The 21,767-nt window shown below is 46.2% G+C and carries 24 protein-coding genes and 1 pseudogene; 12 read left to right on the top strand and 13 right to left on the bottom strand.

The features are described 5' to 3' along the window. The first annotated feature begins 17 nt into the window (after positions 1–17). The 5 genes from psaB to QUA02_RS10425 all read left to right on the top strand — a co-directional run bounded on the left by psaB (position 18) and on the right by QUA02_RS10425 (position 4,676). Positions 18–2,246, top strand: coding sequence for a photosystem I core protein PsaB (psaB, locus tag QUA02_RS10445; protein ID WP_333027273.1), 2,229 nt, complete (start codon positions 18–20; stop codon positions 2,244–2,246). Positions 2,247–2,346: 100 nt separating this feature from the next. Next, a complete protein-coding gene (locus QUA02_RS10440) occupies positions 2,347–2,688 on the top strand; it encodes a hypothetical protein (protein ID WP_333027272.1) in 342 nt (113 codons plus the stop codon). Beyond that, a complete protein-coding gene (locus QUA02_RS10435) occupies positions 2,685–2,891 on the top strand; it encodes a hypothetical protein (protein WP_333027271.1) in 207 nt (68 codons plus the stop codon). Before QUA02_RS10440 ends, QUA02_RS10435 begins: the two co-directional genes overlap by 4 nt. A gap of 360 nt (positions 2,892–3,251) precedes the next feature. Beyond that, a complete protein-coding gene (locus QUA02_RS10430) occupies positions 3,252–3,968 on the top strand; it encodes a DUF1877 family protein (RefSeq protein WP_333027270.1) in 717 nt (238 codons plus the stop codon). Positions 3,969–4,040: 72 nt separating this feature from the next. Further along, positions 4,041–4,676 (top strand): hypothetical protein, encoded by a 636-nt coding sequence (locus tag QUA02_RS10425; protein ID WP_333027267.1) that lies wholly within the window; start codon positions 4,041–4,043, stop codon positions 4,674–4,676. Between the two features lie 201 nt (positions 4,677–4,877). Here the strand turns inward: QUA02_RS10425 and QUA02_RS10420 are convergent, their stop codons facing one another. After that, positions 4,878–5,027 (bottom strand): hypothetical protein, encoded by a 150-nt coding sequence (locus QUA02_RS10420; RefSeq protein ID WP_333027266.1) that lies wholly within the window; start codon positions 5,025–5,027, stop codon positions 4,878–4,880. A 369-nt stretch (positions 5,028–5,396) separates the two neighbouring features. On the opposite strand from QUA02_RS10420, the gene QUA02_RS10415 reads away from it, so the two are divergent. Both QUA02_RS10415 and QUA02_RS10410 read left to right on the top strand, forming a co-directional pair. Beyond that, on the top strand, positions 5,397–5,936 hold the full coding sequence (locus tag QUA02_RS10415) for a group I truncated hemoglobin (protein ID WP_333027263.1): 540 nt from the start codon (positions 5,397–5,399) through the stop codon (positions 5,934–5,936). 1 nt (position 5,937) lies between these two features. Next, complete coding sequence (locus QUA02_RS10410) at positions 5,938–6,279, top strand: hypothetical protein (RefSeq protein ID WP_333027261.1); 342 nt, start codon at positions 5,938–5,940, stop codon at positions 6,277–6,279. A gap of 83 nt (positions 6,280–6,362) precedes the next feature. Here the strand turns inward: QUA02_RS10410 and QUA02_RS10405 are convergent, their stop codons facing one another. From QUA02_RS10405 to QUA02_RS10395, 3 genes are all read right to left on the bottom strand, one after another. Beyond that, complete coding sequence (locus tag QUA02_RS10405) at positions 6,363–6,557, bottom strand: hypothetical protein (protein WP_333027259.1); 195 nt, start codon at positions 6,555–6,557, stop codon at positions 6,363–6,365. Positions 6,558–6,698: 141 nt separating this feature from the next. Next, entirely contained in the window at positions 6,699–6,911 is a 213-nt protein-coding gene (locus tag QUA02_RS10400) for a helix-turn-helix domain-containing protein (RefSeq protein ID WP_006631308.1), read from the bottom strand. 86 nt (positions 6,912–6,997) lie between these two features. Beyond that, positions 6,998–7,210, bottom strand: a complete 213-nt coding sequence (locus QUA02_RS10395; protein ID WP_006631307.1) for a helix-turn-helix domain-containing protein — start codon at positions 7,208–7,210, stop codon at positions 6,998–7,000. Positions 7,211–7,391: 181 nt separating this feature from the next. Between QUA02_RS10395 and QUA02_RS10390 the strand changes: the two genes are divergently transcribed. The 3 genes and pseudogenes from QUA02_RS10390 to QUA02_RS10380 all read left to right on the top strand — a co-directional run bounded on the left by QUA02_RS10390 (position 7,392) and on the right by QUA02_RS10380 (position 8,398). After that, positions 7,392–7,862 (top strand): hypothetical protein, encoded by a 471-nt coding sequence (locus QUA02_RS10390; RefSeq protein ID WP_333027256.1) that lies wholly within the window; start codon positions 7,392–7,394, stop codon positions 7,860–7,862. A 98-nt stretch (positions 7,863–7,960) separates the two neighbouring features. Then, positions 7,961–8,059 (top strand): annotated as a pseudogene (locus QUA02_RS10385) (type II toxin-antitoxin system HicA family toxin); the annotation flags it as partial. 120 nt (positions 8,060–8,179) lie between these two features. Continuing rightward, positions 8,180–8,398, top strand: coding sequence for a type II toxin-antitoxin system HicB family antitoxin (locus tag QUA02_RS10380; RefSeq protein WP_333027309.1), 219 nt, complete (start codon positions 8,180–8,182; stop codon positions 8,396–8,398). Here the strand turns inward: QUA02_RS10380 and QUA02_RS10375 are convergent. The 7 genes from QUA02_RS10375 to QUA02_RS10345 all read right to left on the bottom strand — a co-directional run bounded on the left by QUA02_RS10375 (position 8,395) and on the right by QUA02_RS10345 (position 16,542). Beyond that, positions 8,395–8,601: a hypothetical protein gene (locus tag QUA02_RS10375; RefSeq protein WP_172190588.1), complete on the bottom strand. Its 207-nt coding sequence runs from the start codon at positions 8,599–8,601 to the stop codon at positions 8,395–8,397. The genes QUA02_RS10380 and QUA02_RS10375 overlap by 4 nt on opposite strands. Before the next feature lie 286 nt (positions 8,602–8,887). After that, positions 8,888–10,210 carry a CO2 hydration protein CupA gene (locus QUA02_RS10370; RefSeq protein ID WP_333027254.1) on the bottom strand — a complete coding sequence of 441 codons (1,323 nt, stop codon included), beginning with the start codon at positions 10,208–10,210 and terminating at the stop codon, positions 8,888–8,890. Positions 10,211–10,301: 91 nt separating this feature from the next. After that, positions 10,302–10,868, bottom strand: a complete 567-nt coding sequence (locus tag QUA02_RS10365) for a CDP-alcohol phosphatidyltransferase family protein (protein ID WP_333027253.1) — start codon at positions 10,866–10,868, stop codon at positions 10,302–10,304. Positions 10,869–10,888: 20 nt separating this feature from the next. Beyond that, positions 10,889–12,418, bottom strand: a complete 1,530-nt coding sequence (locus QUA02_RS10360; RefSeq protein WP_333027251.1) for an NADH-quinone oxidoreductase subunit M — start codon at positions 12,416–12,418, stop codon at positions 10,889–10,891. A gap of 106 nt (positions 12,419–12,524) precedes the next feature. Next, on the bottom strand, positions 12,525–13,244 hold the full coding sequence (locus QUA02_RS10355; protein WP_333027249.1) for a carbonic anhydrase: 720 nt from the start codon (positions 13,242–13,244) through the stop codon (positions 12,525–12,527). Positions 13,245–13,349: 105 nt separating this feature from the next. Continuing rightward, the gene (locus QUA02_RS10350) at positions 13,350–15,209 is read right to left on the bottom strand and encodes an NAD(P)H-quinone oxidoreductase subunit F (RefSeq protein ID WP_333027246.1); all 1,860 of its coding nucleotides are present in this window, start codon (positions 15,207–15,209) and stop codon (positions 13,350–13,352) included. A gap of 337 nt (positions 15,210–15,546) precedes the next feature. Continuing rightward, the gene (locus tag QUA02_RS10345) at positions 15,547–16,542 is read right to left on the bottom strand and encodes a glycosyltransferase family 2 protein (protein ID WP_333027245.1); all 996 of its coding nucleotides are present in this window, start codon (positions 16,540–16,542) and stop codon (positions 15,547–15,549) included. Between the two features lie 886 nt (positions 16,543–17,428). Here QUA02_RS10345 and QUA02_RS10340 point away from each other — a divergent pair. Further along, a complete protein-coding gene (locus QUA02_RS10340) occupies positions 17,429–17,866 on the top strand; it encodes a hypothetical protein (RefSeq protein WP_333027244.1) in 438 nt (145 codons plus the stop codon). A 279-nt stretch (positions 17,867–18,145) separates the two neighbouring features. On the opposite strand, the gene mraY is transcribed toward QUA02_RS10340, so the two are convergent. Beyond that, a complete protein-coding gene (gene mraY, locus QUA02_RS10335) occupies positions 18,146–19,261 on the bottom strand; it encodes a phospho-N-acetylmuramoyl-pentapeptide-transferase (protein ID WP_333027243.1) in 1,116 nt (371 codons plus the stop codon). A gap of 127 nt (positions 19,262–19,388) precedes the next feature. After that, entirely contained in the window at positions 19,389–19,628 is a 240-nt protein-coding gene (locus QUA02_RS10330; protein ID WP_332978736.1) for a DUF3134 domain-containing protein, read from the bottom strand. A gap of 412 nt (positions 19,629–20,040) precedes the next feature. Here QUA02_RS10330 and QUA02_RS10325 point away from each other — a divergent pair, with 412 nt between their 5' ends. Next, positions 20,041–21,717, top strand: a complete 1,677-nt coding sequence (locus QUA02_RS10325; RefSeq protein WP_333027241.1) for a glycosyltransferase family 4 protein — start codon at positions 20,041–20,043, stop codon at positions 21,715–21,717. The last annotated feature ends 50 nt before the right edge of the window (positions 21,718–21,767 follow it).

Here is a 21,767-nt window from a genome sequence, read left to right as displayed (position 1 = left end):
AGGATTAATCAAGGCTTATGGCAACGAAATTTCCAAAATTTAGCCAAGACCTTGCCCAAGACCCGACCACACGGCGGATCTGGTACGGGATTGCCACAGCGCACGACTTTGAAAGCCACGACGGCATGACCGAAGAAAATCTTTACCAAAAGATTTTTGCTTCTCACTTCGGCCACGTAGCAATCATTTTCTTGTGGACTTCGGGCAGCCTGTTCCACGTAGCATGGCAAGGTAACTTTGAACAGTGGATTAAAGACCCCCTCAATGTCCGCCCGATCGCTCACGCGATTTGGGACCCGCAATTCGGCGCTCCTGCAGTAGAAGCTTTCACTCAAGGGGGCGCTTCTAACCCAGTAGACATCTCTTACTCCGGTGTCTACCATTGGTGGTTCACTCAAGGGATTCGGACCAACGCCGACCTGTATCAAGGAGCTATCTTCTTGCTACTTCTGGCGGCTGTCTTCCTGTTCGCAGGTTGGTTGCACCTCCAGCCCAAGTACCGCCCCAGCTTGTCTTGGTTCAAAAATGCTGAATCTCGCCTCAACCACCACTTGGCTGGTTTGTTCGGTGTCAGCTCTTTGGCTTGGACTGGTCACATGGTTCACGTTGCTATCCCCGAATCTCGCGGACAGCACGTAGGTTGGGAAAACTTCTTGTCTACCCCACCTCACCCGGCCGGTTTGGCTCCGTTCTTCACTGGTAACTGGGGCGTATACGCCGAGAATCCAGATGCAGCGAACCATGTCTTCGGTACTTCCGAAGGCGCGGGAACCGCAATTCTGACTTTCTTGGGTGGCTTCCACCCTCAAACAGAATCCTTGTGGCTGACAGATATTGCTCACCACCACTTGGCGATCGCAGTTCTGTTTATCGTTGCCGGTCATATGTACCGGACTAACTTCGGTATCGGTCACAGCATCAAAGAGATGTTGGATTCTAAGGCTGGTTTGGTCGGCGGCAAGAGTGAAGGGCAGTTCAACTTGCCTCACCAAGGCTTGTACGAAACCTACAACAACTCGCTGCACTTCCAACTGGCATTTCACCTCGCTGCTTTGGGCGTGATCACCTCCCTGGTAGCACAGCATATGTACGCGATGCCTCCCTACGCTTTCATAGGTAAGGACTTCACGACTCAGGCTGCGCTGTACACGCACCACCAGTACATTGCTGGATTCATCATGGTCGGCGCTTTCGCCCACGGAGCTATCTTCTTGGTGCGGGACTACGATCCTGAAGCAAATAAAGGCAACGTGCTCGATCGGGTGTTGCAGCACAAAGAAGCGATTATCTCTCACCTGAGCTGGGTGTCGCTGTTCTTGGGCTTCCACACTCTCGGCCTGTACGTTCACAATGACGTTGTAGTTGCTTTCGGTACTCCTGAGAAGCAAATCTTGATTGAACCAGTGTTCGCACAGTTCATCCAAGCTGCTCACGGAAAAGCTCTCTACGGCATGGACGTGCTGTTGTCTAACCCCGACAGCATTGCTTCTACCGCTTGGCCGAACTACGGCAACGTATGGCTCCCAGGCTGGTTGGATGCGATCAACAGCGGTACTAATTCTCTGTTCTTGGCGATCGGACCTGGCGATTTCTTGGTTCACCATGCGATCGCCCTAGGCTTGCACACCACCACCTTGATTTTGGTCAAGGGCGCTCTGGATGCACGCGGTTCTAAGCTGATGCCGGACAAAAAAGACTTCGGTTATGCTTTCCCTTGCGACGGCCCCGGCCGTGGCGGTACTTGCGATGTCTCTGCTTGGGACGCGATGTACATGTCTGTCTTCTGGATGCTGAACACCCTAGCTTGGGTAACGTTCTACTGGCACTGGAAGCACCTGGGCATCTGGCAAGGTAATGTGGCTCAGTTCAATGAGTCTTCTACCTACCTGATGGGCTGGTTCCGCGATTACCTCTGGCTGTATTCTTCTCAGTTGATCAACGGTTACAACCCTTACGGTACTAACAACTTGTCAGTCTGGGCCTGGATGTTCTTATTCGGACACCTTGTTTGGGCAACTGGTTTCATGTTCCTGATCTCTTGGAGAGGTTACTGGCAAGAGTTGATCGAGACTTTGGTTTGGGCTCACGAGCGCACTCCTTTGGCTAACTTGGTTCGCTGGAAAGACAAGCCTGTTGCTTTGTCGATCGTCCAAGGTCGTTTGGTTGGCTTAGTTCACTTTACTGTGGGCAACGTCCTCACTTACGCGGCCTTTGTAATTGCTTCGACAGCCGGGAAATTCGGGTAACTCTGAACTCTGGTTTCTAGGTAATTAAATGAAATCCCCTGCCTTCTGGCGGGGGATTTTTTGGTATTTTGGTTAATGTAAAAGAGAGGAGCAAGTTTTTATGGCTAAGTTGCCAGATGAAACTATCACAAGTGCATTGAATTTACAGCGGAGGCTGTTGGAAGGAATTGATACAGCCAAAGCAGCAGAATCGGCAATTTTTGAGCAATTTGGAGAGACAGATACAACAGCTACAGTTTTAGAACAACTGCAAAACGCTGCTGAACGTCTAAGAGAACCTTACTCTCGCCTGTGCACTCTGTTGCTGCGGATTGCTGAGGCTCAGCCAGCCTCCTCTGCTATGCTAGATTTACTGTATCGGAGCATTGAGCAAGGACAAGCTGCGCTTGATGCGTCATCCGCAAGTGTTCAAGAAGCTAAAAGGGATTGGAACATATTATGAACGAGCAAAAACAAATTCCCGATCCAGAGAAAGTTAAGCAAACTGTTGCGATGCTTCGAGACAGCAATCGAATGCTGGAAGCTTGGACTCAAACACTAGATGAACTAATTGCGATGGTAGAAGCTGATATTCGCAATAGTCCGATTAATGTTTATCGGCGGGAGAATGCGAAGCGGTTGGCTGAGTCTGTCAAGCAGGAATAAAAGTGCGATCGTATTCCCTATCTTTAACATGAGCCTGTAGGTAATTCACAGTGCATGAATACTTGCAATACCAAAAACAATATACAGCAGATTCCACGTTCATGAAGTACACTGCCTATCCTTCGATCCCGGTAGGGACACGGCATTGCCGTGTCCCTACTACTTCATAAACCTGGAATACGCTGTATGTTTTATTTCTAGGATGTTGGATTCGGATACAAGTTTGGCTGTACTGCACGCGGTGATTGGAGTGGCTTGAGATGCTCGCGCTTTATGGAATACAATCCTTGACAGCGATACAACAATTCTGTGGCAGCGGACTCAATCGTATTATCGTATTACCCTTAGCCTCGTCAAAATATGGGAATTACAAGTCAGCTTAAAGAAATATCGTTAGCGACGTTTGAGAGGCTGAAAAAAGAGCCAGCCCTCGTTGAGGCTTTTCTTAACGCAAAGTGGTTGCCTGAATCCACTTTTTGGGAAACGGCAACCCATTGGCCTGCTGCATCTGCCGAACTGATAAAGCGAAATAGTGAGACAGCATTTTTCAGAATACCTTCCCCGCGAGAACAGTTCGTTTCTGAGTGGGAAACACCAGACCTAGACTTGAAAAAAAACTTTCAACAACTTACATTCTTATTGGCTGGATACATCCCAGGCTACATTTTCGATCGAGCAACTATTCCAGAGCTCAAAGAAAACACCTATCTTATGGCAAAAGCCAAAGGGGAAGATTTTTTCCCTTTTCTGGTAATTGAAAATTCGAGATGGGATGGTTTGCCTTTGGTGAATGCTATCGGTGCTGGTTCAGAGATTGGTTACAGTACGGGATATGGAGCAGTGCGGTATCTTCTGCCTGATGAAATTACACGGATATTGAACGGTTTGGTCGCGCTAGGAGAAGCAGGGTTTCAAAGTCGCTATCTTCGAGAAGCAGATCGAGATGAACCGATCTCGTGGATTGATTGGGCAGAAGAAGAAATCTTGGAGTGGTTGACCGACTACTACAATGAAATGTTGAATTACTATCAAAAAGTTTCCGCCGATCGAAATGCTATGTTACTTTACTTGAGCTAGGCTTTTAATTTAACAGGATATCGATCGCTTCGATCGAATCCTAGCTCTTTTCACCCAAGCTTTTAACCCTGTATGACATTGCCACAAAAAAAGAGTAGAATTATCGAGGTTGATGGCAAAAAGTATCGCTGGCTCATTTCTAAGCGTGAAGGGACGATCGATCTTGCCATTGAAGCAAATGGATATTCAGGGCAATTGCTACAAGCTTTTTTTGATCCGCATGATGCTTATCAGCGAGAAGTAGGAGGTCGATGGCAGCGAGTTCGTCAAGCAGTTTCTGTCACCCCTAAAGTGGTTAAACAGGTGATATATTACGGTTTAGCAAATGGCTGGAAGCCACATTCACCTAAAAAAGCCTCTGTCCTAATTCACACGGGGCAAATTGATAAAATTATTGGCGATCTACCTGCTTTGAGCGAGGGCGAACTGCGAGTAAAAGATATTGCAAGCGAGCAAGTAAGCGATTTGAGTTACGACCTCAGCCTCGATCCAGAATGGCGCAAACAACTATTTGTTGCACCCTTTGAACAGCGATTTCCATTGCCACCAGATTATTTTGCGTTAAGTCAAGAGGTGAGAAACCTCGGTCTGCTATTTTCTGTTTTTAATGATGGGTGGACGGATAATGGGTTTATTGTATTTGGTATCGAATCAGTTGATTTTCCAGACGTTCAAATGTATACATTTAATAACCCAGAAATTATTTGATTTACCTATAGAATTTGGGAGTCAAATAGATGCCGATCGAAGTCACCTTCCGCTTTGAAATGGAATACAATCCTTGACAGCGGCACAACAATTTTCGATCGCCGACTGAATAGCATTCCCCCTCTCTTCATTAAAAGCCCGATCGCCCTTATCCCCTCAAATCTCCCCATTCACCTGCATCTGATGCACCTAAGCAGCCAATTATTGCAAGCGCTTTTCGTCCAACTCGTCAATCGCCAGCATCCCGACATAGATAATTTCCTTTAGCGTTAGTCGGGTTGCTAGCAACTTTTTCTGCACAATATCCTTGATAATGGGGCTGACTCCAATGGCGGTACTGGTTCTGGTCACAAAACTAACCGGAGATTAACAACTTCGATTAAATCGAAGCACTTTTCACCTGAGCTTTTAGCTGCGATGCAACTTGTTTAACCGCGTTTTGACAAGACGCAACACAATGTGAAGTCAATCTCTCAAAAAATGCTGACTTATCTAAGAAATATTACAAAATCTACGGTAAGATAATTTGATGCTAAAGTTATCAAGTGATGTTACGACCGCTCGCTCTTTACCATCGCCTCTTGACGATCGCACAGAGCGAAAGACTAAGTTTAGTTGAGCTTATACTTCGGCTTCCGGCTTCTTAACCCTATGTATCTGTAAATGACTTAGAGCTGAAGATTCAATTAACCCTATTACCATCACAATTGGAGATTTTCAATGAAACTCAGTAAATCTTTGGCAATGTTGTTGACATTAATTTGTATGACAGTCATAGTTGTGACTACTTTCAGATTAAGCCCTAGTTTCGCTCGTTCTACGCCGGTGATGCCAGCACAAGAATCAGCAGAAAAAGTAACTACAGATATGATTGCACAAGTTCCCGGAGGAAATTCTCTATACACTAGGCTAGGAGGCTACAACGCGATCGCAAAAGTCATTGATGATTCAGCAACTTTCATATTCGCTGACCCACTAATTGGTAAATACTTTATTGGCTTGGGTACAAACTCACAACAGAGGCTGCGTCAGTTGTTAGTGGATCAATTCTGCCAAGCGGCAGGGGGGCCTTGTGTTTATACAGGGCGGACTATGAAGCTTTCCCATAGTGGAATGGATGGAGGTCTCACGAACAATGAATTTAACGCTTTTGCTAATGATGTGTCCCAAGCTCTCGATAAAAATAGGGTCAATCCACCAGAGAAAGCCGAAGTCCTGGCATTTGTTAATAGTCTCAGAAGCAAGATTGTCGAAAAGTAATATGAAACGCTCCAATCTCCTCCTGCTTTCGGTGGCATTTCTGCTACTGTCAGGAATGGTAACGGCCGACGCAGCCCTTGCAAAACCGTCAGAGCCAACCACCGAGATGAAAGTTCCAGTATCCCCAATGCCGAGGCAGTCTTCTGAGCGCTTTTCCATGCCTGCTATTTTTGCTCCACCCCAGGCTCAATCCAACGATCGACCTTTTTGTTTTTATCAGCGCTCCGATAGCACGATAGTTGATTTGAGCAGACTGTGTGGGGCGAAGAGCACCGAAACGGGTACAAATACTAGATCGGAAAACGCTCCTGTTGAGGAGAAGAAGACCCCAATTTATTGGTAGAAAAATAAGAATTTGTTTCAGTAGACGAATTCCATAGGAGCGCCCTTGCCTTACTTCACCCGTAGGGAATCACCCTCATCGCCTCAAATTTCACCATTCACCTGCATCTGATGCACCTGATCGGCCAACTCTTGCAGGCGCTTTTCGTCCAACTCGTCAATCGCCAGCATCCCAACATAGATAATTTCCTTCAGCGTTAGTCGGGTTGCTAGCGCCTTTTTCTGCACAAGTTCCTTAATTATGGGGCTGACTCCAATGGCGGTACTGGCTCTAGTCACAAAGGTAACGGGAGATTAATAACTTCGATTAAATCTTAGCACTTTTAACCTCAGCTTTTAGCTGTGATGCAAAGTGCTAAAGCGCGTCTTGACAAGACGCAACAGTACAGTTTATACTAAAAATGTGGAAAGGTCGATCGCCTACTCCTCAATAATCTCCACCAAGTCCTCAATCATCACATCAAAGGCCCGCGCTAACTTGTACAGGGCGGTAAAGTCAACCATTGATATTTCTGAACGACGAGCATAGCTGGTTATGGTGCTGTAGATCACGCCGGATCGCTCAGCCACCTCCTTGAATGTCCAGCCCCTCTCGGCCGCTAACTCTCGCACTTTAACTCTGACTAAACCCATACTTGACAAATAATGCAGTTGCGTTTTAAGATAATTGCATCGGAAAAAGCGATCGCCCCAGGTCTAGAAAACTAAAGGCCGATCGACTATTCCTCTAAAACCTCAACCAAATCCTCAATCATCACATCAAAAGTGCGAGCTAACTTCCGCAGGCAAGTAAAGTCAACCATTGCCATTTCAGGACGACGAGCATAGCTTCTGACAGTGCTATAAATTACCCCGGAACGATCGGATACTTCCTTAAGCGTCCAGCCCTTCTCCGCCGCTAGTTCCCGAATTTTTAGCCTGACTAAACCCATGCTTGACAGTTGATGCAATTGCGTCGTACAATTTTATATGTAAAGAGCGATCGCCCCCCGGCCTGGAAAACTAAAGGGCGATCGTCTGTAAAACCTAATCTGGACAGATTATTTCTTTCTATCAAAAAGTGCATTTGCCATATCCAGAAGTCTACTAACCATATCCAGAGGTGTACTAGCCATGATATCAGAAACTCCGGCAAAATTGCGGACGATCGCAGAATCCAAAATAATTCACAAATCGCCAATCCTGCATCCGCTGGCGAGATTCGTTACCGAAGAAACAGTCGCACTCCTGTTCAATATATCAGCAGACGAGATTTACCGCATCGAATGCTGCCGCTACATGGTTTACGTGCACGCCAAAGGCATCAGCCGGTTTGTCAGCTACGCCGATTTTCCCCCTATTTTAGAAGTAAAGCCGATCGCACTTCAAGATTTTGGCAGATGGTACAAACGCTGGAAAAGCAAGCAAGCACCAGCATTTTGGACGAAATTCTACACCTACAAGTTCAAAAAAGCTATTTCAGTTGACAGATTGCTGGAGTGGGGCCAACTGGTAGCTACTGTTAAATCGGTCATTTCTGGGGCGGCGCTGCAACAGCTACGAGATGTCTATGCCCAAGAAAAAGATTTGATGGAGAAATTTTAAAGTGCGATCGACCCGACGTGCAACTGCGAGAATGGGCAAAGGAAAAATTAAAACAAATGGCTAAGTGAGAAAATGAAGGTAGAAAATGGACAATCACCATGCCTAGAAAAATTCGCGAGTTAAAAGCTCAGATTACCCGTGAGGGCTTTGTTTATTTGCCCAAACGCGGAAAAGGCAGCCATGAGAGATGGCAGCATCCTGTGATTGGGAAGACATTAACAATTCCAGGCAAAGACGGAGATGATGTGCCACGCTATGAGAGAGAAGCAGTTGTCAATATTGTTAGCCGAACTCGACGAGTTAAAGGAGGAAGATTCATGAATCGATACAGTACGATCGTCCAATGGTCTGACGAGGATCAACTTTTCCTCGTGACGATTCCAGAGTTTGCCGATCGCGTTGTCATGCCCTGTACCCACGGCAAAACCCGCGAAGAAGCAATCCGACATGGCGAAGAAGTGATCGAAATGTATCTGGAAGCTTGGCAGGAAGAAGGTGAATTCATCCCCCCACCCAACATTCTTCAAATCGCTTAGAAGACTTCATCTTCAATACCCAGCCACCATTCCCCCAGATTCATTAAATCTTTGTGAAGGTCAGTAAGTTCTGTCATATACTCTTCAGCAGAAATCTCCGATCGCCTTTCTTGCAATTTTTTCAGCCGCAGTTGCACCAACAGCCAAGGTTTGGAAATCCCGTCCTTTGCTTCGATATATTTAGCTAGGTCTTTGCTGTCCATAGTTATTAGTTATTTGTTATTGGTCATATCATTTCCGGTTTTATCAGAGTGATTAAACCGCAGAGAACGCAGAGAAATTATAGAAATTAGAGGAAAATCAGTGAGACAGATGAATAATTACGATACCAACTGACTTAATATTATAGGACTTTTTCAACGGCTTAAAAAAACTCTGATTTTTCCCAGTCGGTTTCAACCGACTTGAGCTTTGAGCCAGGGGTTAAAACCCCTGGCGGACTAACGGACTGGCGGACTTTTCAGCTAAGATGCCTCCCGCAAACATCCTTTACCTGTAATCCGAAGTCTGAATATTATTCAACTTCGCAGCATATTTCATGCCGTACTCCGGGCGACAGAAGCGATCGAGCTGAGCCTCAAAGAAAGCCCGATTTGCCTTCAAATGCTTTGGATTCGGGTCATCTAAAGGATACAAAAGAGCAGTCCGCAAAGCTTGAATCACCGCCGAAGTAACGCAGTACATCGATCGCTGAAATGTCACCCCAATTTGATTTAGGATATCATCTTCGCCGCGACAGCGCTGTTTGTAGAAATCCATCAAATAAGGCGGCAGGAAATGCAGCATATCTTGTGCTAGCAAAGTCGGCGGAATTCCCGCCGTACCTACCGGGAATTTGTCTGCATACAAAACTCCGTAGTGGAAGTCTTTTTGGTCGTCAGGAACTTCCTTAGCTTGAGCGTTGTAAGATTTAGTGCCTCGGAACGGCGAAGTGCGATAAAATACAGCTTCCACGTAAGGTAAAGCTGCTTCGTAAAGCCAAGTGAAACCCTTAGATTTGGGGATGATTTCGTACTTCTCGCCGTCGATGTAAACGTGGTGGTAAATCGGGCGTCCCGCGATCGCAAATATGCCATTTACCAGGAAATCCATCGCTTGCGGGACTGTGGTAACTTTCCCTTCATCGTAAAGATCCGAAACTTCAAAAAACACCGGCGCCATGACTTCCCAGAATAAACCGAGATTGCTGTAATAAGACATTTGGCGGCACTGTTCTAAAAACATTTCTGGAAATGCTTTGTGCAGTCCCAGCATGAACGGGTCTTTTTTGAAGTAAGCTTTAATTGCCCGATCGGCATTAGCTTTATATTCGTCAGTGTCCAAATAAGGATCGAATTGATTGGTCGGCACGTACAAGCCCCGGTGCCAAAGCATTGACCTCATGCACTCTTCGGCAAATTCCATGTTAATGCGATCGTGCCACAAATGGTGAAACAATCGCGGCATTTTCCCAGTTTCACCCTTCTCCATGAACTCCAAAAGTTCCGGGTGAACACTTCCAGTCCCGCGCCAAATCCGCAAATCTGCACCGTCGCCTGAATAGTGATTTTGCAAGTCTAAATACTCCTGGGGTAAGAAGTATTTAAAGAAGGGAAGCGGGTTTAAAAATACCCGTTCGGCGATGTAAAGCAAATCCCGCCAATAGAAGTCCATCGGCACCGCGTAGGCTTTCCAGATAGCGATAATTTGCATCAGATTTTCTGGCGTATCTGGAATCATCGCGCCGCCAGCTTCCAGCCTGTGAATTACGTCAGCAAATTCGTGCTTGGAAGGAGGTAGTTTAGTCGCCGGTTTACTAGGGGTTTGTACCATTTTCAGTTTCTCCTAATTAATAGCAATATTATTTGAACTGTCGATTCTTATTTTCACCGCGAATTTAGTCCTTATTTAGGGAAGAATAACTCTATTCACGTCGCAACTTCAGAGCATGAAAAATACTCAAAACATCATGTTTCCACTCTGGCAATAGCAGTGTCATTGCAATCTCTTCTACAGTATGAATGATGCCAGAAATAATAGCTAGCCAAAGGGGAATTCCAGCATAGTTAAAGCCGAAAAGAGCAACAGTAGCAATGAACAGAGTTATTCCCCAAAATTTAGCGGAGTAGGTATGGTAACTGGCTGGTTTACCATATTTTACCAAGTTAACCATCCACCATGCCAACTGTACAAAAACAACAGCTAGGAGCGGCACTCGAAAGGCAATTACCACATCTCTATGCACCAGCCATGCACTGGCAAATACACAGATATAGAAGCAGACATCAGCCCAACTATCAGCTTGACGTAATTGTGCATTGCTGACACCGATGCGTCTGGCAATCACGCCGTCGAAGATGTCTGAGAAAAACCCGACTAAGTAACCGATGATGAACCAGACACTGATTGTGCCATCAATAGCATCCCATAACAGGAATGGTGAGATCGCAGCTCGAAGGGCTACCAGAATACCAGGAATGAATTTCATCATCGGCAGTTAGAAAATAATGGCTAATGATTGATAAAAACCATCTCGGATTTTTCTGGCTGATAACTGATAGCTACTTGAGCATTTCTGTCAGCCGGAAGAGTGGCAACGATCGCATTTGTAGTAGATTCGCTCCACTTCAGCAGCCAAGCAGGTTGAATTCCCAGTACAAAAATGATGCCCGCCAAAACCAGCGCCGGCATATTTTCGCCAAAGGTAACTGCTGGGTAGTAAGCCGTGGCGTTGTCCAACTTGCCAAAACAAGTGCGGTTGAGCAGAATCACAAAGTAAACTGCTGTTAAACCAGAAGCTAAAATGCAGAGTAAAGTTGGAATTGGAAAGATCGAGAAACTGCCTTGAAATACTAAAAATTCGGCAATAAAACCCACCAAACCGGGAATTCCGGCGCTTGCCATCCCACCCAAAACTAACAGGGAACTGGCTGTGGGCAAACCCCGCATCGGGTTCATCAAACCGTTGAGCACGTCCAAATCTCGCGTGCCAACTTTGGTTTCGATGATGCCTACCAAATAAAACAGCAAAGCTAAAATTAAGCCGTGGCTTACCATTTGCCCGACAGCGCCGATTAAGGCGAGTTTCGTACCTGCGGCGCAGGCAACGAGGATGTAGCCCATATGTCCGATCGAACTATAGGCTACCATGCGCTTGATGTCTTTTTGGGCGATCGCGCTCAAAGCCCCGTACATCACGCTCACAGTCCCGATAATCGCTAAAGCGGGAGCTATAATCGACCACGTTTCGGGAAACATCTGCAAGCCGAACCGTACTAAACCGTAAGTTCCCAACTTCGCCAGAATCCCTCCCAGCAAAATTGCTGTTGCTGGCGAAGCTTCGACGTAAGCATCCGGCAGCCAAGTGTGCAGGGGTACTAAGGGAATTTTAATTCCCAACCCAACTAGCAAAATTGTTAACAGGATTAATTGCGTTTTTAAAGGCAATTCTTGAGTGGTAATAGCACTGTAATCGAAGTTTAAAGAACCGCTCAGCCAAGCTACACCCAAAAATGATGCCAGCACTAAAAGTCCCGAAACAGCCGTGTAGATCAGAAACTTCATGGCAGCGTATTCTCGCTGCTTGCCACCCCAAATCGCAATCAACAGGTAAAAAGGAATTAATTCTATTTCGTAAAACAGTACAAACAGCAGCAAATTTTGAGACATCAAAGCTCCGGCAATACCAGCATTGATCAGCAAAATCAAAGCGTAGTAAAGCTGGGGCCGTGCCATCTCTTTGCCAGTGCCGTAAATGACTAATAGCGTCAGCAATGCACTGAGAACCAGCAGCGGCAAAGACAAGCCGTCAACGCCCAAGTTGTAGCTCAAACCTAATTGCGGAATCCAAGGCAAATATTCTTGAAATTGCAGTCCCGAATTGGCTGGATCGAATTGAGTCAGCAGCCAGATATTCAACAGGAAAACAGCAACAGCAAAAGCCGAGGCTACTGAACGCAAACGTGTCCCATTGATGTTTCCGGGCAGGAACCCGACTACCGCAGCGCCCAACGCGGGCAACCAGAGCAAGGCACTAAGCATAATGTGTCAAGAGTGAAGAGTAAAGAATCTATTTTGCAGGATCTTGTGTTTGATAGTTTGAGAGTTTAGATATTAACATTTCCCTAACTCTCAATCCAAAGTTGCATCACGAATCAGAAAGAATAGTGACTCTCCCCGTGTCTAAATCGTAGTATGCACCAACAACTTTCAGTTTATTCTCCGCCATTAACTTAGAGATAACTGGAGATGCTTTCAACCTGTTAGCTTGCAGCAGAACATTGGCTTTTGAGGCATTTTCTAGCCTGTCGCCCGTTTGGTTTTTCGAGCTTTCTACAGCCGGCCTAATTGCGTCGAGCAAACTGCCAATTTGACCGGGAACTTGAGCTCCTTTGATGGTTGCGTCTACCGCACCGCACCTTTTATGCCCGACTACGACAAGCACTTTTGCTCCCAGTACCAGCGTGCCAAATTCCAGGCTGCCAATTTCTTCTGGAGTAGTAACATTTCCGGCTACGCGACAGACAAATAAATCTCCCAATCCCTGATCGAAGATAATTTCGGAAGGAAAGCGGGAATCTGCACAGCCGAGAATAGCAGCAAAGGGTTTTTGAGCTATGGCAACTTCGAGAAGGCGCGGTAAGTCTTGGTGGGGACTTTGGCGTTTTTTGTCAACAAACCGCTGGTTCCCGTCCATTAACTTTTGCAAAGCTGCATCGGGAGTCAAGTCATTTTGAGCAACTACTGGTTCGGGTGCAGCAAAATCAGCGCCTGCTCGTGCTGCGAGTATGCCTGTACCGATCGCACCTGCGACAAATTTTAGCGAATTGCGCCGGGAAAGATTTACTTGTCTGTCATTTGTACTCATTGATGCTGCCTTAAGAGAGAATGTTTGAAATCTTTATTCAAGAATTCAGGATTTTAAGATTTTAGATTAAAAGTGTCACCTAAAATCTGCAATCTTATTATCTCTTTACCCACCCACAATCAGCGACAAGCGAGCTAGCAGCGGCCAGCTTACTATCAGTCCCAAAAGTCCAACTCCGAACAGAATTGTCAAGGCGTAAAACTGAGTTTGACCGTTTACGTTGTACTTGAGGCTTTGCCCGCCGAAAACCGTTGCAAAACCGATTAGATTTACGAATCCGTCAACAATATTGCGATCGACCCAAGAGATGATTTGAGCCACTAAACCGACTGCAAATATCACTGTCACCCGGTAAAGTTGGGCGGTGTAAAAGTCGTAAGCAAAAAAGTCTTGCAGGGCTTGAGAACCGATTCGTACCGGTTTTTCCCATTTCTCGTTCAGATAAACAAACGCTCCGGCAGCGATGCCGATCGCCGTTGACAAAACTAGCAGTCCAGTTGCGGTATAATTCAAAGTTGCCGCAGGTAATAACTGCCACGCTGCCAGCAAGTGCGGAACGTGCAGAGTAAAGCCCATTAAAACAGTCATCGGCAAGATGAAAGGCCAGTGAACTTCCGGCGCTCGTTCGGTCATTTGCTTTGGTTTGCCGCCGAAAACTAAACCGAAGACGCGCACCAACCCAAAAGCAGTGACACCGTTGACAAACAAAACTATTCCTAACAAGAAAGGGTGAGTTTCCCAAAGCCCGGATGTGAATTCTTCTAAAGCCCAGAAACAGCCGAAAGGCGGCAGTCCCACCAATCCAGCGCTACCGACAATAAACGATATCGCCGATATCGGTCGCTTTCCCCACAAACCGCCAAGAGAACGGACATCCTGAGTGATGCTGTTCCAAACTACCGAACCGATGCTCATCACCAGCAAACCCATTGCCAAAGAGTAAGCAAATACTAATGTCAGGGCTGTCTGGGTTTGTCCGGTACCGACGGCGATGAATACTAAGCCCATGTACGAGCTGACTATATAGGAAAGCGTGCGCTTGATGTCGATTTGGGCGATCGCAATTAACGAAGCACCCACCGCCGTCGCAGCACCCACAGCAATAGTTGCCGTCACCCCAATCGGCGACAAAGCAATCACCGGCTGCAACTTAATCAAAATCCAAGCACCAGTTTCCACAACTACCGTGTTCCGCAAAATTGTCGCCGGTAGCGGGCCTTCCATCGCCTCATCCAGCCACAGGTGCAAGGGAAACTGAGCGCACTTGCCCATCGGGCCGGCAATCAAAGCTAAAGTCAACAGCGTCGCTACAGTGGGGTCAAGCTTTGCAGTCTGGGCCCAAACAGCCAACTCGTCAAAATTCCAAGTTCCAGCCAGCGGCAGAATGGCAACTACCCCCATCAGCAGGAATAAGTCACCCACCCGCTTTGTCAAGAAAGCATCGCGAGCTCCTGTCACCACCAAAGACTGATTGAACCACAGCCCGACTAGCAGGTAAGTACCCAAAGTCAGAACTTCCAAAATCATGTAACTGAAAAACAAGGAATTGCACAACACCAAGCCGCACATCCCCGCTTCAAACAGCCCCATCAGGGAAAAGAACCGAGCCCAGCCCCAGTCCATTTCCATGTAACCGAAAGCATAAATCTGCGCCAAAAAGTTCAGTCCGGTAATCAAAACTGTCGCCCCGACGGTGACACTAGAGATTTCGACGGGAATGGTTAAGTCTAAACCTGCTACGTTCAGCCAGGGAATCAACTGCTGCTGCGCCGGTTGGTTCCAGATAGCTGTGAGGGCGATGACGCCGTGTGCGAAAGCGATGAGTGTTAAGATGGCGTTTACGTAACCGGATGGTCTCGGCCCCGTGCGACGGGTAATAGCCGGAAACCACAGCATCGACAGAACTCCGCCGATGAGCGGATAGCAAGGTATGAACCAAACGGTCTGGAGTAAGATTTGAGCCATTGGCATTACCTGTAAAAGTTACAAAAATTTAAGAATCTGAGAATAATTCCGATCGCGCTTACAGCAGCGGGAAGCCAGAAGGCAGAAGTAAAGAAAATTTTTGCGTTTGCCTCCGAGTTCCTTGCCGTTGTCAAACCGGGCGCTTCAGAAGAGACTTATTAATCTTATATTAAGAATTACCTGAAATTTTCATATTTATGATTCAGCATATTTATATGCACCAATAAACTGCCCTTATAGGTATTTATAGGGCGGATTGTAGGGACACGGCACTGCCGTGTCCCTACAAGAGCTATGTAACTCACTTACCACCAAAAGTGCTGTATGTTGTAAAATCTTAAAACCGCTCAATGTCCCAAGCTGATTCTGGAAGTTTGGCTTGGCGCTGTCCGATCGACCTTGCCCTAACATTCAAAAGACCGATCGGCGTATTGAACAAATCTACCAGATCGGCTCGGGCGATCCTCTTCGAGGGCTTCGCTAACGCATTTTTGGCAGCAGCAACCGGAAATTCCTTTAACAGCCACCTAGCCAGCCGGTAAAAATATTCCTGCGCTGTGAATTCTCGCATCAAATCGACACCGTGGAGTTCGTGCAAATATTTATTAGATTCGCCGTAACGATACCATTGACTTTGCAACTGTTTTATTGTAGAACGGTGGCGGTGTCGGACGATCGCATTTTCGGCAAAATACATTTTATAGGATGTTTCCCGCAAAATCCGCCAGCACAAATCCGCATCGCCACCGCTGGTGAGATGCGGGCGAAATAAACCTACTTGTGCTAAAACTTGCTTGCGTACAGCCAAATTAGCGGTTTGTCCGTAAGCACAAAAAGGGTGAGCGAGAGTATGTTTTTGAGATAAAGTATTTTGGCGATCGGCGTGTTGTTCTAAAATAGTTTTACCGGGCAATGCGAGTATTTCCCCAGCGCTAATTCCTACTTCTAAGTCAACAAATGGCTTAACTAAATTTTCCAGCCAGTCAGATTCCGGGCGACAGTCTGCATCCGTAAAGGCAATTATTTCGCCTGTTGATGCGTGAATTCCTTTGTTGCGGGCGGCGTAGGAACTTTGAATCTGATTTTCAGTGAGGTGGCGAATAGTGATGTGATTGAAATTGCTTCCCCCCCGAAGTTCGGGGGGGTTAGAGGCTGCTGTTTGGATGATGGTTGAAGTGCGATCGCGACTGTTGTTGTCTACTAAGAGATATTCTACACTGTCGATCGGATAAGTTTGCGATCGCAGGCACTCGATTAAATCCGGCAAATCAGCCTCGCCGTTGTAAACAGGCACAACCACCGAAACTTCCGGTAAAAATCCGTCACTGTTCATTAGTCCTCTATGCAGCTTTTTGAGTCAATTAGGAGTAAAGTCCTTACTACGAAAAAGTTTTATTGCAGCCTGGGGGGGTAACAACCAGCCTGAAACCCATACCTTTGTAAGGATTGAGCCAATGTGTGCTAAAAAAAAATAGGCAGCATAATTGTTACACGCTTGCCTATCTAAAAAATAATGATACCAACATTCTACCTCATTCATTTAAAAAAACAACTAAGTTCAGCTCAATTTAAACTGATTGGAATCTTGCTACCCTTGATACAATCAGAAAAGCAAGTGAGATTAGAACGGCTCTCCCGGGTATTTCCCTATCCAATTACAACCGAAAGTCGGCGCATAAAACTACAAAGATTTCTGGATTTACCCAATTTAACTATCTCATTAATTTGGTTCCCATTAATTACTTATTGGTTGACCACTTATTGCCCCATTGGTACTCGTTTATCAATCGCAATCGACCGCAGTCAATGGGGTGCATTAATCTCTTTATGGTTAGCCTGATCTGGGAGCGAAGAGCAATTCCATTATACTGGTCACTGTTGCCCAAATTGGGAAACAGTAGCTTCGAGTCACAGACTACCAATTTACAGCAAGTTTTACCATTATTTTCAGAATATAAAGTCATCGTTTTAGGAGACCGTGAATTTTGTTCTGTTGATTTGGGAAACTGGCTAAGGGAAAAGGGTGTATCTTTTTGTTTAAGACTGAAAAAGAATCATCTTAATCGAAACGGAACATTTAGTTTGGCAACGGTTAGATGAATTAGGCATAGTACTCTTAAACCTCTTTATATTGTCAGGGAAAAAGAGTGAGGAAAACTCGACCTGCGACCGGATTTGATATTGCTTGTAAGTGGAAAAGGAACTACGGGGGATGGAAGGTGGATGAAGCATGGTTTATTCTCACAGATTTAGGCTCATTACCAGCAGCCATCAATGCTTATAAGCAGCGGATGGGTATTGAAGAAATGTTCCGAGACTGTAAAACTGGAGGCTACGATCTTGAAGGAACTAGCTTAAAAGGAAACCGACTTATTAACATGATTTTGCTCATGACGCTCGCCTATAGTTCGGGAATATTTCAAGGCACTGAAATGAAGAAAAAGCAGGTGCAAAAATATTTATCTCGCCGCAAAGAACCTAAAAAAAGATATCCAAGACGGAGTACATTTGGTGTTGGTTTAGATGGAGAAAAGTGGGTTAATTATCTCGAACAATATTCTTTGGAGGTAGAACAGTTAATGAAGTTAACTCCAAATAAACGGCGCTTTTATCAACAAGGTATGCGGGCAGCAACCCTTATACAGTCTATATCGTAGACCTCTTTGTCACCCCCCCAGATTGCAGCTTAACTTATCGAATAATTTCTACTTCTGTGCCTTTCTCCACAAACTGATACAACTCCTCAACATCCTTATTTTCAAGCGAGTGGAACAGGCCGGAAAGCCTGTTTTTTGAGCCTGTTTTTGAGCCTGAAACGGGCAAGATGCCCGTTCCACAACTGCATTGAGTTTCTGTAGAACGGGCATCTTATTTGTTTTTGAACATTGCACAAAATATCGCTTACATCTGCTGTTAAATCCTTTGCCAATCCGCTGTTAACTGTTGCTAGTCAACATCAAAATCATTAACACTAACACCCCGTTTGTTAAATAAAAGATACCAACAACCTGAGTTTCCAACCAGCCGCACAGTTCTAGATGATGGTGCAGCGGAGCCATTCTTAACAGACGCTTGCCGATACCATCCGGGCCTTTTGTAGCTTTGTAATAACCTACTTGAGCAATTACTGACACCGTTTCTACAAAGAAAATCCCGCTGATTATTAATAGTATCCAAAGGCTATTTGTTAATAAACCTACCGCACCCAACGCACCTCCCAAAGCCAAGGCACCTGTATCACCCATAAACACGCGGGCGGGATTGCGGTTGTGAGTTAAAAAACCGAAACAACTGCCGCTGATGCAAGCGCAAAATATCATTAATTCTGGCGAAGTTGAGGCTACAGATGCGCCTAATCCCAAAAGTGCGATCGCCCCCAAACCTCCCATCAACCCGTCAACACCGTCGGTAATATTGGTAGCGTTGCTTTCAGCTACCAGCACAAAACCCGCCAGCGGCCAAAACAGAAAACCTAAAGGCAATACCCAACCGAAAGGCAAAGCAATGCTAGTAGAAATAGCTGGTTCGCGGAACATCAGCCACAGACAAAATAGAGCAGCAAAACCGATTTGCAAAGCCAATTTCATCCGAGGTGAAATACCTTTATTCGACTTGAGGCGCAGAATTTGCCAGTCGTCGATCCAGCCGATGAAACCGTAAGCTAAAGTTAAAGCGGATACGGCAACAACATCTGAGTTAAATCTCGACCAAAGCAAAGCAATTGCCACCCCTGCAGGCACAAAAAACACGCCCCCCATTGTCGGGGTTCCCGCTTTTTTCAAGTGGGCTTGGGGGCCGTCTTCGCGAATTATTTGTCCTGCTTTTAGTTGCTGGAGTAAAGGCACAACTGCATAGCCCAAACTCGATGCAACTACAGCACAAACAGCTAGCGGTATAAATAGCGATGCAGGCGTATTTAAAAGTCTACCCGCTGCTATATCTAAACCGATCGCTACAATGCCGAGCCCCAAACCCAGCAGCAGGAATAAATTCCTGCCTGTAAGTTTGAAAGGCATACTAAAAGGGATTTTCTCATCCACAAAGTTATCCATAACACTCCTCAACACACCATTTGAGAATAAGCAATTGACAATTGGGAATAGGGTGCGATACAGGAGATTGGGAAATCTCTTAGTTTTTCTTCCCTGTTTCCGGTTGATTTCTTCACCCTTCTACCAGCTATTCCTCGCCTGCACTCGCATCCTCTTCTACTTCCTCTTCTAAATCGTCGTAAGGACTGTCGTCAACTGCCATCAGTTCGGGAAATTCTTCTTCGTTCAGATAGTCGGGTTCTTGGACATCCCTTGCTAACAGGCGATTGTTAGATTCCAACCAATCTAAAAGAGAAGATTGCTGCTTTAATGGAATTACATCCGCAGGCAAGTGGCGAGGTATTTGGCGCAGAGATGGGTTGTACATGATTCTCGGTTTCTAAATACAAAGACGCGATCGAGTAGAGGTAATATTTTGCCGACTGACTGCTCCTTTAATCTAGCCGAGCAAATTGCGCCTTTCGCAGGGCTAAGGCATTATACCACACGCAGTGTTTGGTTCCGGAGCGGATAAGATGGCTGATCGAAAAGGCGATCGCCCCCAACATGGGCCCAAGGATAACACTAAAATCCGCTTTTGCCAATCCTTCTGTCACCGTAAGTATTGTAATCTGAGACGATCGCCTTTTAAGATATCGCAGGACACACGGCGATCCTCTTGTGCAGACTTCTCTAACGGGCAAGCGGTTGATTCAGAACAGTCTCCTGGTTTGCGATAGAAGCCTTATCCCGAATGCCCTCTGCCGAATTCAGTCAACTCTCAAGCAATAAATCTCAGAATGGATACAACGGCGGCGGTTTTATACAGCAAAGAGGGTTACGACACCGGAGGGCAAAAACTTCTGGGGCGTCATTCAGCCGGAGAAGGATTTCTCAAAAGCTTAGTCCACCACGGAACCGCTGACTCTCTCTACTGTTGCGCAGACAGCGAAACAACGTTTAAGGAGTTTTGTTCGCACATCCAACCTTGGCTGCAACAACCTCGGAAAGTCCGCTGGATTCCGACAGAACGACCGGATTTGCTATCTCAACCGGGCACAATTTACCGACCCGATCCCGCCCTCTCGCAGATAGTTTGGGCGCGCAGATTTGTCGATCAGCGGGCTTACAGCGTTTGCGGCGTTACTCACACGATCGCAACTAAGTACGTCATGGAGTCGATCGGCAATTTAGTCACCGCACCGGTACAGCCTTGGGACGCCCTGATCTGCACCTCTAGCGCCGTGAAAACAGCAGTAGAAGGAGTTCTGACAGAGTGGTCTGAATATTTAGCGCAGCGCAACGGCGGTCAACCGGAAATTTTAGTCAAATTGCCCGTTATTCCCCTAGGAGTGGATTGCAGCGCGTTTCCGCAGGGTGTGGAAGCAGTCAATGCGGGCGATCGACAGCGGCAAGAACTCGGCATTTCTCCCGGCGATATTGTTGTGTTATTTGTCGGTCGATTGACTTTTTCTGCAAAAGCTCATCCAGTACCGATGTACATCGCCCTCGAACGCGCCGCCCAACAGACAAAAGCCAAAATCCACTTAATTCAAGCCGGTTGGATCGAAGATCCGAGAGAAGAACCCGACTTTAAAAATAGCGCGCAAATCTTTTGTCCCTCCGCGAACGCTATTTTTGTAGATGGCAGAAAGCCCGAAATTAGAACAAATATTTGGTCGGCAGCCGACATTTTTATTTCGCTTTCCGACAACATTCAAGAAACCTTCGGACTGACGCCAATAGAAGCTATGGCCAACGGACTGCCGGCCATAGTCTCCGATTGGAACGGATACAAAGAATCAGTACGCCACGAAATAGACGGCTTCCGCATTCCCACACTCATCCCGCCCCCGGAATCTTGTTTAGATTTAGCGCTAAATTATCTCGACGGCAGCTTAAATTGGCCGACTTACATGGGTCACACTTCCCTAGTCACAGCAGTTGACATTAATTCTTGCACCCGCGCGCTGTGCCAATTAATTGAAAACCCCGAATTAAGAAAGCGGATGGGGGAAAATGCGAGACAAAGGGCGAGGGAGATTTATGATTGGAAAGTAGTAATTGCAGCTTACGAACAGTTGTGGCGAGAATTAGCAGAAATTCGTATTTCCGCACCGGAGTCAGCACCTTTAAAAGCCGGGAAGCCGCCTTATCCGCTGGGCGACGATCCGTTTCGGGTATTGGGTCATTATGCGACTAGAACATTAAGCAATGAGATGATGCTGAGTCTGGGTGCGATCGCCACACCAGAACTTCTGAGAGAGTTGCAAACAATTTGGTTTACCAGCTTCGGTCAAGACAGGAGAATATCTGTTAACATTCAGATGGAGATATTGGACACAGTTAAACAAAAGGGTGCGGTCAGCGTCGGAGAAGTTCTCAGGCGTTATGCCAAAAACGAGCAAGAATTAGCATCCCTGTATCGGACTCTGCTTTATCTAGTGAAATTTGGTATTTTAGTTATTAGTTCTTAGTTATTGGTTATTGGTTATTGGTTATTTGTAGCAGTCAACAGTCAACAGTC

It is taken from the genome of Microcoleus pseudofavosus SVA1_A4 (assembly GCF_036700565.1).
Classification (GTDB): domain Bacteria; phylum Cyanobacteriota; class Cyanobacteriia; order Cyanobacteriales; family Microcoleaceae; genus Microcoleus.
This window is presented reverse-complemented; position numbering and strand designations above follow the sequence as displayed.